Annotated in this window: 9 protein-coding genes; 8 read left to right on the forward strand and 1 reads right to left on the reverse strand. The window is 65.2% G+C overall.

The window, feature by feature from the left end:
* Positions 1–4 precede the first annotated feature (4 nt).
* Both pcaDC and pcaF read left to right on the forward strand, forming a co-directional pair.
* On the forward strand, positions 5–1,195 hold the full coding sequence (gene pcaDC, locus AC07NY_RS25800; RefSeq protein WP_494586085.1) for a bifunctional 3-oxoadipate enol-lactonase/4-carboxymuconolactone decarboxylase PcaDC: 1,191 nt from the start codon (positions 5–7) through the stop codon (positions 1,193–1,195).
* Positions 1,196–1,213: 18 nt separating this feature from the next.
* A complete protein-coding gene (gene pcaF / locus AC07NY_RS25805; protein ID WP_492287754.1) occupies positions 1,214–2,422 on the forward strand; it encodes a 3-oxoadipyl-CoA thiolase in 1,209 nt (402 codons plus the stop codon).
* 74 nt (positions 2,423–2,496) lie between these two features.
* Here the strand turns inward: pcaF and AC07NY_RS25810 are convergent, their stop codons facing one another.
* Positions 2,497–3,024 carry a MarR family winged helix-turn-helix transcriptional regulator gene (locus AC07NY_RS25810; protein ID WP_492287753.1) on the reverse strand — a complete coding sequence of 176 codons (528 nt, stop codon included), beginning with the start codon at positions 3,022–3,024 and terminating at the stop codon, positions 2,497–2,499.
* A 380-nt stretch (positions 3,025–3,404) separates the two neighbouring features.
* On the opposite strand from AC07NY_RS25810, the gene AC07NY_RS25815 reads away from it, so the two are divergent.
* The 6 genes from AC07NY_RS25815 to AC07NY_RS25840 all read left to right on the forward strand — a co-directional run bounded on the left by AC07NY_RS25815 (position 3,405) and on the right by AC07NY_RS25840 (position 10,079).
* Positions 3,405–4,340 carry an ABC transporter permease gene (locus tag AC07NY_RS25815; RefSeq protein ID WP_291552381.1) on the forward strand — a complete coding sequence of 312 codons (936 nt, stop codon included), beginning with the start codon at positions 3,405–3,407 and terminating at the stop codon, positions 4,338–4,340.
* Between the two features lies 1 nt (position 4,341).
* Positions 4,342–5,199 (forward strand): ABC transporter permease, encoded by an 858-nt coding sequence (locus AC07NY_RS25820; protein WP_191124912.1) that lies wholly within the window; start codon positions 4,342–4,344, stop codon positions 5,197–5,199.
* Positions 5,196–6,194 (forward strand): ABC transporter ATP-binding protein, encoded by a 999-nt coding sequence (locus tag AC07NY_RS25825; protein WP_492287752.1) that lies wholly within the window; start codon positions 5,196–5,198, stop codon positions 6,192–6,194. Before AC07NY_RS25820 ends, AC07NY_RS25825 begins: the two co-directional genes overlap by 4 nt.
* The gene (locus AC07NY_RS25830) at positions 6,191–7,249 is read left to right on the forward strand and encodes an ABC transporter ATP-binding protein (RefSeq protein ID WP_492287751.1); all 1,059 of its coding nucleotides are present in this window, start codon (positions 6,191–6,193) and stop codon (positions 7,247–7,249) included. Before AC07NY_RS25825 ends, AC07NY_RS25830 begins: the two co-directional genes overlap by 4 nt.
* A 29-nt stretch (positions 7,250–7,278) precedes the next feature.
* Positions 7,279–8,859, forward strand: a complete 1,581-nt coding sequence (locus AC07NY_RS25835) for an ABC transporter substrate-binding protein (RefSeq protein ID WP_492287750.1) — start codon at positions 7,279–7,281, stop codon at positions 8,857–8,859.
* Between the two features lie 62 nt (positions 8,860–8,921).
* Positions 8,922–10,079: a serine hydrolase domain-containing protein gene (locus AC07NY_RS25840; protein ID WP_492287749.1), complete on the forward strand. Its 1,158-nt coding sequence runs from the start codon at positions 8,922–8,924 to the stop codon at positions 10,077–10,079.
* The last annotated feature ends 1,413 nt before the right edge of the window (positions 10,080–11,492 follow it).

The following is an 11,492-nucleotide window of genomic DNA, read 5'->3' on the forward strand; positions in this document are numbered from 1 at the left end:
GGCCATGCCTTTCGCAGCAAGCAGCGGCGCCCGCATCTATTGGAAGCTGGAAGGCGCCGAGGACAGGCCGGTTCTCGTCCTGCTGAACTCGATCGGCACCGACATGTCGCTCTGGGACGCGGCGATGCCCGGCCTCCTAGCCTCGTTTCGCACGCTGCGGATCGACACTCGTGGCCATGGCGCCTCCGATGCACCCGATGGCGAGTACAGCTTGTCGATGCTGGCCGGTGACGTCACCGCTGTCATGGACGCGGCCGGGATCGAGCGCGCCGCGATCGCCGGCGTCTCGCTTGGCGGCATGATCGCGATGGAACTGGCGCTCGGCCACCCTAAGCGCGTCTCGGCGATAGCCCTGATCTGCACCTCGGCCACCATGGACGGCACCGTCTGGCGGGATCGCATCGCGCAGGTGCGTGCCGGCGGCACCGCTTCCATCGCCGATGCCGCCCTGCAGCGTTTCCTGTCCCCGGCCTTCGCCGCCGGACAGCCCGCCGTCGCGGCGAGCCTCAAGCGCAACCTGATCGCCCAATCCGGCCACGGCTATGCCGCGGCCGGCGCCGCCATCCGCGACATGGACCTGATCGGCCGGCTTCCCGGCATCACCTGCCCGGTGTTGGTCGTCACCGGGCAACGCGACGTCTCGACGCCCTTTGTCGGCCATGGCGAGAAGCTGCTCGCCGCAATCCCCGGCGCAAGCCATGCGCATCTGGATTGCTCGCACCTCGCGCCCGTCGAAGCCCCGGCGGCGGTCGTCGGCGCGCTGCGCGGCTTCCTGTCACCCGGACCGGACACCGAGGATGCTTCCGAAGCCCTCTTCGAGGCCGGGTTGACGAACCGTCGCCGCGTTCTGGGCGACGCCTGGGTCGACCGCTCGCTCGCCAACCGGACACCGTTCAACGCCGAGTTCCAGGCGATGATTACGCGAATCGCCTGGCAGGAGATCTGGAGCCGGCCCGGGCTGGACGACCGCACGCGCCGCCTGCTGGTGCTCGCCATCACCGCGAGCCTCGGCCGCTGGGAGGAGTTCCGCCTGCATGTCCGCGCGGGCCTGAGCCGCGGCGGCTTCACGCAGGACGATCTCAAGGAGGTGCTGATGCAGACGGCGATCTATGCCGGCGTGCCCGCCGGCAACACCGCCTTCGCAGAGGCGGCAGAACTCATCGCCGAGATCGACGGCGAACAACCAACATCCTAACGAGTGACAGGGAAGATCATGCCCGAGGCCTATATCTGCGATTACATCCGCACGCCGATCGGGCGGTTTGGTGGGTCGTTGTCCGCTGTGCGAGCGGATGATCTTGGCGCGGTGCCGCTAAGGGCGCTGCTTGAGCGCAATGGCGGCCTCGATCCCGCCGCGATCGACGAGGTGATCTACGGCTGCGCCAATCAGGCGGGCGAGGACAACCGCAACGTCGCGCGCATGTCGCTGCTGCTGTCCGGCCTCCCCGAGACTGTGCCCGGCACCACGATGAACCGGCTTTGCGGCTCTGGCATGGATGCCGTAATCACGGCCGCGCGCGCCATCAAGGCGGGCGAAGCCGAACTCGTCATCGCAGGCGGCGTCGAGAGCATGAGCCGCGCGCCCTTCGTCATGCCTAAGGCCGAGAGCGCCTTCTCGCGCAACGCCGAAATTCACGACACCACGATCGGCTGGCGCTTCGTCAACCCGCTGATGAAGAAGCAGTACGGCGTTGTTTCGATGCCGGAGACCGGCGAGAACGTCGCGGCCGATTACAAGGTCTCACGCGAAGATCAGGACGCTTTCGCTGTCCGGTCGCAGCAGAAGGCGGTTGCAGCGCAAGCGAGCGGTCGGCTCGCAAGGGAGATCGTCCAGGTGACGATCCCGAGCCGCAAGGGCGATGCGACAATCGTCGACACTGACGAGCATCCGCGTGGCGACACCACGATCGAAAAGCTCGCCAAGCTGCCGACGCCCTTCAGGAAGGACGGTGGCACCGTAACCGCCGGCAACGCATCCGGCGTCAACGACGGCGCGGCCGCGCTTATTGTCGCCTCCGAAGCGGCGATGAAGCGCTTCGGCCTGACGCCGCTGGCGCGTATCGTGGCCGGTGCAACCGCTGGCGTCGCGCCCCGCGTGATGGGCATCGGGCCCGCGCCCGCAACCCAGAGGCTCTGCAAGCTGATCGGCGTGCAGCCTTCCGATTTCGATATCATCGAGCTGAACGAGGCCTTCGCCAGCCAGGGCATCGCGGTCCTGCGCGAACTCGGGATTCCGGAAGACGGCGCCCATGTGAACCCGAACGGCGGCGCTATCGCGCTCGGCCATCCGCTCGGCATGTCGGGCGCCCGCATCGCGGGCACAGCGGCGCTGGAACTCTCGCTCACGGGCAAGAAGCGCGCGCTCGCCACCATGTGCATCGGCGTCGGTCAGGGCATCGCTATCGCGCTCGAGGCGATCTAGCAACGCGCAGCGACTCGATACCAGATCAGCAGGCATGCGGGCTCTGTTCCGCCAGTGACTATGTAACTTCAATACTAAGGCTGGCGAACATCCTGATCGAGCCCGGCATTGATTTTCTCGACGATGGTAATGAGGAGGGCGACCTCCTCATCGGACAGGAACTGCAGCGCGCGCTCGTTCACGTCGCTGACGCATTGTTCGATACGCGGCCTTAGCGTACGCGCCTTGTCGGTCAGATGGATGTTGGCGACCCGCATGTCCCGCTCATCCCGGACGCGCCGCGCAAGCCCGGCGCGCTCGAGTTGGTTGACCGCGCTGACGACCGAGGGGCCTACGGCCTTGACTGAACGCCCGAGGACCACCTGCGGCACGCCGTCTTTCTTGTAGAGGGCCCAGAGATAGGGCCACATCCCGATGTTGATACCCTGCTCGCCGAGCAGAACCTTGATCTGATCCCGCGCCCGGCGGCTGACCGTCCGGATCAGGTATCCGACATTCCACGGGCCGGAATACAGCGCCCGACGCTCCTCCTCCGACAGCCTCTGTCGACGGCACCCGCCGGGAGCCAGCAGGGCCGTGGCCGTGTCCGATCTGTCACCCATCCGGGCCCTCCCCGACGTTCCGTTTCGAGCGCGGACCCGGCGCGACTGCCGGAAGACGCTCCACTCGTTCTTCCTGCACCGGCCGCCGCGAGCCCTCGTGCAAATCGTCCATTCCATGCGTCGTCGCGCTGATTGGCAGGGCGACAACGCCGAGCCCCCGCAGATGCCGAGGCGAAAAGGACGCGGCGCAACTTACACTGGAAACTCGCCCGGCGATTTAGACCAACAATCCGGATTGACAAGCCCGGCTTCGCCGATAACTTAGTTAGCATAACTAACTTCCTGACGCGAGTAGGGGATCACCCCGCGGAGAGGGACGTGCTGAAATTCCGCAGATCGCGCGCTAACGCCAGAAAGGGCCGGCTTGTCCGGGTCGAGCCTTGCTGAAGGCCGTATCCGCCCGCCTAGCGCTGTCGGTGCCCGTTTTGGCGGGAGCGATCCTCTTCGGATTCGTGCTGCTGCGGGTCGTGCCGGGCGATCCGGCCGCGCTGCTTGCCGGGCAGTCGGCATCGGCTCAGGTGGTGTCGCAGCTGCGGATCGAGATGGGGCTCGACAAGCCCTGGATAGTCCAGCTGATCCACTATTTCGGCGATGTCATCGTCGGAGACCTGGGCCGGTCGATCATCTCGAACCGCTTGGTGCTCGAAGAACTGATCGAGGCTTTCGGCCCCACCGCCGAGCTGGTGCTGACCGCTTTGCTCGTCGCAGTGCCGGTCGGCATCGGACTGGGCGTCGTCGCGGCCGTTCAGCGCGGCACGATCATCGACCGAAGCATTATGGCCCTGGCGGTCGCAGGCATATCCCTTCCCGTCTTCTGGGTCGGCTACATGCTGATCCTCACCTTCGGTGTGCAATGGGGGCTGCTGCCCTTCACGGGGCGGCTCGGCCCCATGTGGACGCTGGAGGGCCTGCAGGGACTTGCTCTGCCGGCCCTGACGGCTGCCTTCACGCTGATCGGGCCTATCGCCCGCATCTCGCGGACTGCCCTTCTGGAGACGCTGCATGCCGAGCACATCAAGCTCGCCAGGGCGAAAGGGGTTCCCGAATACCGGGTGGTGATCAAGCACGGCCTGCGCAACGCGCTCCTGCCCATCGTCACGCTGATTGGAATGCAGATCGGCCATCTGCTCGGCGGCACCGTGATCATCGAGACGATCTTCGCTTGGCCGGGCGTCGGGCGGTTGATCGTGGGCGCGATCATGAACAGCGACTATGCGACCGCGCAGGGCGGGCTGCTGCTGATGGCCTGTGTTTTCGTGATGGTGAACCTGATGGTCGATCTCCTCTATTCTGCGCTCGATCCGAGGTTGTCCTGAGATGGCCGTGGCAGCCAAGCAGGTAACGACCGGCCCCAAATCGAAGCGCCGCCGGGCGCGGGGACAGATCGCCACGATCGCTGCAGCGACAGTGATCGGCGTCATCACCTTCGCTGCAATCTTCGCCCCGCAGCTCGCGCCTTACGATCCGTATCAAGTCGACCTGCCGTCCGCGCTCCAGGAACCGAGTTGGGAGCATTGGCTCGGCACGGACATGCAGGGGCGCGACCTGCTCAGCCGGATCATGTACGGCACACGCCTGACATTGCTCACCAGCCTGACCGCATTACTGATCGGCAGTGTCTTCGGCGCGCTGCTCGGCCTGGTGGCTGTCTTCTTCCCAGCGTCCGATGGTCCGATCGGCCGCCTGCTCGACATCCTGCTGTCGTTTCCCGCCGTGCTGTTCGGCCTGGCACTTGGCGCGAGCCTCGGCCCCGGCCTCCTGCCCGTGACGATCGCGCTCGCGATCGCGACGATCCCAGAGGTGGGGCGCATCACCCGGGCCGCCGCCCTGGTCGTGGCGCGTCAGGAATACATGCAAAGCGGCAAGGCCATCGGCCTCAGCCGCGCGACGCTCTTCTTCAAGTATCTGGCATGGAACTGCGTGCCGACCGTGTTCGTGTTCCTGACCCTGAGGTTCGGATTCATCGTCCTTCTCGGAGCCGGGCTCAACTTCCTCGGCCTCGGCGCCGCGCCACCAACGGCCGAACTCGGCGTTCTCGCCGCAGAAGGACGCAACGTGCTGGCCTTTGCCCCGCATGTGGCGACCTATCCCAGCCTGGCGATCTTTCTGCTGGTGCTTTCGCTCAACGTGCTCGGCGATGCCCTGCGCGACAAACTGGACAAAAGGCTCCTATGAAGCCGGCGCTGCTCGACGTCGAAGATCTGACCGTCGTCTACGATGGCGACGATGGCTCCCGGGTGGACCTGGTCGCAGGCGTCTCCTTCGTCCTCCGCGCCGGCGAGACACTTGGCCTCGTCGGCGAAAGCGGTAGCGGAAAGAGCCTCACCGCTCTTGCGATGATGGACCTGCTCGGTCCCAACCTGGCCGCAGGAGGCACGATCACGCTCGACGGGCGAGAGCTCGGCGGTCTTTCGAGCCGGCAGCGGCGGCGGCTATGCGGTACCGAACTCGCGATGGTCTTCCAGGACCCGATGACGGCGCTGAATCCGGTCTACAACATAGGCGACCAGATCGCGGAGGTGCTGCTAACCCACCGCCTGGTCTCGCGTGGTCAAGCGCGGGCGCGGGCGATCGATCTGCTGCGCCAGGTCGGCATCCCGGATCCGGCCCAGCGCGTCGATGCCTACCCCCATCAGCTGTCGGGCGGCATGCGGCAACGCGTGGTCATTGCCATCGCGCTGGCGGGGGACCCTTCGATCCTCATCGCCGACGAGCCGACGACGGCGCTGGACGTCACGGTACAGGCCCAGATTCTGGAGCTCCTGCGCTCGCTACGCGATCAGCGCGGGATGGGAACGATTCTGATTTCGCATGATCTAGGCGCCGTCGCCGAGATCGCCACGCATGTCATGGTGATGTACGCCGGCCAGGTGGTCGAACATGCACCGGCCGCCAGCCTGTTCCGCGAGCCCCAGCACCCCTACACGATCGGCCTGCTGGGCTCGCTTCCCAAGCTCGGCGTGCGCGAGCGACGCCTGACCACCATCGGCGGCAGGGTGCCGCTGCCCAGGACCGTCAAGTCGGGCTGCCGCTTCGCGGACAGATGTCCCTGGGTGCTGGAAACCTGCCGGCGAGAGGCGCCGCCACTCCTGGAGGCTGCGGCCGATCACCGTGCGGCATGCTTCCGCGTGCCGCTACCGACCGCCGACGGACTCGGAGGCCGCGCATGACGGACGGGGAACAGCTTCTATCGGTCCGCAACCTAGAGAAAGTCTTCGGCTCCCAGTCGTTCTTCCGCCACGCCGGCCGGGGAGTCCACGCGGTGAACGGCGTATCCTTCGAGATCGACCGTGGTGAGACCCTGGGGCTCGTCGGCGAAAGCGGCAGCGGGAAATCGACGGTCGGGCGAATGCTGCTGGGCCTGATGCCTACGAGCGGCGGATCGATCACGTTCGGAGGCCAGGATCTGCAGGCGCTGGCGACCTCGGGCGAGATCCGCCGCAAGATCCAGATCATCTTTCAGGACCCGCACGCCTCGCTGCATCCGCGCCTCACCGTCCGGCAACTGATCGCCGAGCCCGTGCGCCTTCACCACGGCCTCTCGGGCGCTCCGCTGAACGCAGCCGTGGACAGGCTTCTCGAGGATGTCGGCCTCGCACCGGAGCTCGCCTCACGCTATCCGCACCAGTTCAGCGGCGGGCAGCGTCAGCGCATCGGCATCGCCCGGGCCCTTGCCTGCGATCCGCAGCTGATCGTCTGCGACGAACCGGTCTCCGCGCTCGACGTCTCCGTCCAGGCCCAAATCATCAACCTGCTGAAGGATCTGCAGGAACAGCGCGGGCTCTCGTACCTCTTCATCGCGCATGATCTTGCGGTGGTTCGCCATATCAGCCACCGCGTCGCCGTCCTCTATCTCGGACAAATCGTGGAAAGCGCTCCCTCGGACGTTCTGTTCTCGGGGGCCCGGCATCCCTACACGCAGGCATTGCTGGCATCGATCCCGCGAGCCGGTGCGGTTCCGGACGCCAGGGCGCGGCTGAAGGGCGAACCTCCATCTCCGTTCCACAGACCCGATGGCTGCGCATTCCGCGGACGATGCCCGCACGCCACCGAAATCTGCACGACGCCACCGCCGGCAGTGCGTCTACCCGACGATCACGTCGTCGCCTGCCATCACGTCGCGACGATTGCGCCATTCGCCCCGCCGCCGGCCGCACTCGTCTCGCCACGGCTGACGGCGTTGGCAAGAGCCTACGCCCCCCAGGTTGCCGCCGAAGCCTCCTGATCGCGAACCGGATCGAAAGGGAAAGAGGAATGTCGAAATCGCTCAAGGCCACCCTCTTGCTGGCGTTCGCCCTCGCCGGCTCAAGCGCTTCGGCGCAGGGCACGAGCCAGGTCACGATCCTGCGCGCGGCGGAAGCCGAGCGCTACGATCCCCACAAGGTCGTCAGCCGGCCGATGACCGAGATCGCGTTCCTGCTCGCCGATACGCTGCTGGCGCTGGACTATGATCAGAAGACGGTGAAGCCGCTGCTGGCGACGTCATGGAACACCTCGCCGGACGGCCTGACCTACAGGTTCACGCTGCGAGACGACGTCCGCTACTGCGATGGTCGCCCGATGAAGGCCGAGGACGTCGTTTTCTCGCTGAAGCGGTGGATCGCGCCGGAGACGCGGGCTCCGCTCGCAAACCAGGCCGGAAGCGTGAAGGACATCAGAGCCGAAGGCGAAACGACGGTCGTCTACGAACTCAACGAGCCGCACTCGGAGCTGCTGATCAACCTGACGCAGGTGTCGTCATCCATCATCGATCGCAACGAGGTCGAGAAGCTGGGGACCGATTTCGGCGTCAAGCACTTCAACGGCACAGGTCCGTACTGCTGGGTGCGCTGGCTGCCCCGCAACGAACTCGTCCTGAAGCGCAATCCCCACTATAAATGGGGACCCGACTTCTATCAGAACCGCGGCCCGGCTCATGTCGACCAGATCGTCCTGAAGCAGGTGCCAGACGAAGGCACCCGCATGGCCGCGATGACGGCCGGGCAAGCGGATCTCACGCAGTACGTGCCGCGCTGGTCGATCGCGCGCTTCGAGTCGGCCCGGCAATTCTCCGTGGTCCGGCCAGCGACCTTCTTCTCGCTGCTGTATCTCGGTTTCAAGACCGATCGCCCGATGGTGTCGGACGCCCGCGTCCGCAAGGCGATGAACATGGCCATCAACCGGGATGAACTGGCCCGCACCGTGTTCTTTGGCCGATCCGACCCCGCCTACAGCTACACGCACCCCCAGTCGACCGACTACAATCCCGAGCTCGGGCCGGTCCTGTCCCGCTTCAACCTGGCTGAGGCCAATGCGTTGCTGGATCAGGCCGGATGGTCCCGCGGAGCGGGCGGGTTCCGTGCCAAGGATGGCGTCCGCCTGGCTCCGGTGGTGGTGATCCCCGCGCCGATCATGGCTGACGTCGCCCAGGCCATTCAGGGCTCTCTGCGCCAGATCGGCGTCGACGCCAAGCTCGAGCTGCTCGACGGAGCCGTGTTCTTCCAGCGAGCCGCCCAGCAGGACTTCGAGATGTATGGGCTGCAGCAGCCATACCTGACCTCGGGCATGATGATGTCGGAGAACTTTGCATCGACCGCAATCCCCGTCCCGAACCGCATGAACTGGCGCAACGCGGAGTTCGACAAGCTCGTCCGGGAGGCACGGTCCGCCACCGACCCCGCGAAACGCGAGTCGGCCTACAAGCAGGCCCAGCTGATCGTGCACAAGGACGATGTGTGGATGCCGCTCGTCCACGACCAGGCCTACATGATCATGGGCCCTCGCCTTGCCCCCATGAAGGCGCACGGCAACCAGGCCGTCACCTTGTACAAGGCCCTCGACCTTCGCCTCAAATAGTCGGCATCGGCGGCTCCCGCCGCCAGTCGCCGCTTGCCCACGCCTTTCCTGGAGACGACGTGATGGTGCGCAGCATCAACAATCCTGACCGCTCGATCGAAATAAGCGGCTTCTGCAGTCCCGCCTTCGCGGCGGTGAAGGATGCCTTCTACAAGAACTTCACCGCGCGCGATGAAGTCGGTGCGTCGGTATCCGTGACCATCCGCGGAGAGACCGTCGTCGATCTCTGGGGCGGAAACACAGATGCCGCGCAAAAGGAGCCCTGGCAGAAGGACACCATCTGCTGTGTCCAGTCGGTCTCCAAGGAAATTACCGCCCTCGCCTTCCACATGGCCGTCGACCGCGGGCTGATCGACGTCGATGAACTCGTGACGACGTACTGGCCGGAGTTCGGACAGGCGGGAAAGGAGAAGACAAAGGTTCGCTGGTTGCTGGACCACCGCTGCGGTATCCCGATCGTCGCCGGCGCTACGCCTGGAATGGCCTATGACTGGACGCGCATGACGGAAGGCCTGGCAGCAACAGCGCCGCTGTGGGAGCCGGGCACGACACCCTGTTATCATTCCGCGAACTACGGCTTCATCATCGGGGAGGTTCTTCGGCGAGTGACGAACCGTTCGGTCGGGGAGTTCCTGCGCAAGGAGATCGCCGAGCCTCTTGGAATCGATTGCGTAATCGGGCTCAGCGACGAGGAGAATGCTCGCGTCGCGACCTTCCTGGACAAGGAAGACCATGCGTCGCAGGGCTGGATCGACGAAGGCACGAACATCTTCGCCAAGAGCTGGAAGATCTTCTGGGACGATGAGGATTTCAACAGCCGCCAGTGGCGGCGTGCCGAGATTCCCTCCGTCAACGCGCATACGAATGCGCGGGCGCTCGCTCGCCTCTGCGGCGTCATGGCGTGTGGCGGCGCCGTTGACGGCGTGCGGCTCATAAGTGCGGCCGCCGTCGAGCGGGCGGCGGAGGTGCAGTGGACGGGGAAGGAGGTTCAGGACCGGCTGCTGTCGCTTTCACTCGGCTTCCTCATGCCGACCGAGAGCTTTCCAAGCACTGGACCGAGGACGATCGGCATGATGGGCGCCGGCGGAGCAACCGCCTTCGCCGACCCCGATCTCAATCTCGGCTTCGGCTACACCATGAACGCGATGGATCCGGCGCAATCCGGCCGTCAGCGTCCCCAGGCGCTGGTCGCGGCGCTCAACAGATGTCTCGGCCGCTGACCGCCCCCGCCGGAACAGAGCGACGCGCAGGCATTGCCGGCGCGTTGCCGCACGCTATTGTGCGATGCTGGACGAGGCAGCGATCGCAGCCTTCAAATCGAGCGGGCTCCGGTGAGCCCGGGGCGGTTCAGGTGGCCTAGCGTCCGCTGATTGTGCCCAAGAGAGACGCGGTGGCATTGCGGTTGACCAGAAAAAGGACCAGTCCGGTTGGCATTTTGCTTCGACCGGAGGCAGAGCATCATCGAAATCGGTCACCGCATCGCCCTTTTGAAGCGAGTCACCCCCGATCGAGATCTCTCCATCCATAACATAGAGCCATTGCGGACAGTCCGTCGACGTGCGGGATCTTGATCGACTCTCCGACCCTAAGATGAGCGTCGTAGACGGTAACGTCCTGCCGTATCGAAAGCGGAGGACCCTCTCCTTCCGCTGCAGCACGGCCCTCCCCGGGACCGAATCCGCAAGTGCTGTCGGGAATGGTTGAAGGGAAGGCTTGCCTTTCTGCCTCTCATAAATTTGGTCGAGAGCCCTCAAGACGCGCTTTCTCGCCGCCGCCTCCTGCCGGAGCCTCGTCTCCGCCGCCTTGGCCTGGGATCTCGAATCCTCCTTCCCCTTCTTCACCATGGCGCGCTCGAACCGGAGCCCACCTCGATAACGCAGCGAGGATTGAAGTCGGCGTTTTCGCGACTTCCGTCCGCGCCTGGGTACCCCCCCTGATTAGCAAAGACGCGCGTTCGCCCGACGAGATAATCGTGTGCCCCATGATCGTGCCCGTGGATCCACGGGGCAGGCTGATGCTGGTTGATCAGTTCGCTAAGATCAGAGGCGAAGGCTGGCGAGAGCGAGCTCCCCTGGTGTCGCGGCTGCACTGAATCTGGGTGAGGCGCGTGATGGGTGACCACCACTGTCGGCCCGTCATGCTGAATCGCGAGCGTGTCGCGAATAAAGTCGCGATCGAGCCTGTGCTCGGCCGCGGCATGCCAAGGCATAAACCGTGAGACATGGTCAGGGCGTTCTCGGTACTCGATCACTCTGTGATCATTTAACTCGTGCCCCGCGTGGACCATAGATGGTTTAGGCGTGCCAAGGAGCCGGTAGTTCGTCCAGAGGACGGCACCCACGAAGCGCACCCCATCGATGACGGCGGCCCGCCTGTTCAGCAGGTGAATTCCTGCCTGCTGCGCCGCCTCCTCCGATAGCGTCCGTCAACGTGGTGTAATTTCGGGTGTGGGACCGGGCCGTCATGATCAGGCGGCCTTTGGTGTAATCTGAAGGGGCTTATCGTCCTCGATCGCGGGTGGGTTGAGGTCCGCCATGGTGTGTTTCGGCGTGCAAGTTTGGGTCTGACTCAAATCTGCTGCAGGTCGGGGCTGTTTTGATGCTGGTTTCCAGAAGGAATCAGCGCGATGAAGC

Source organism: Allobosea sp. GW821-FHT09G06, assembly GCF_059416005.1.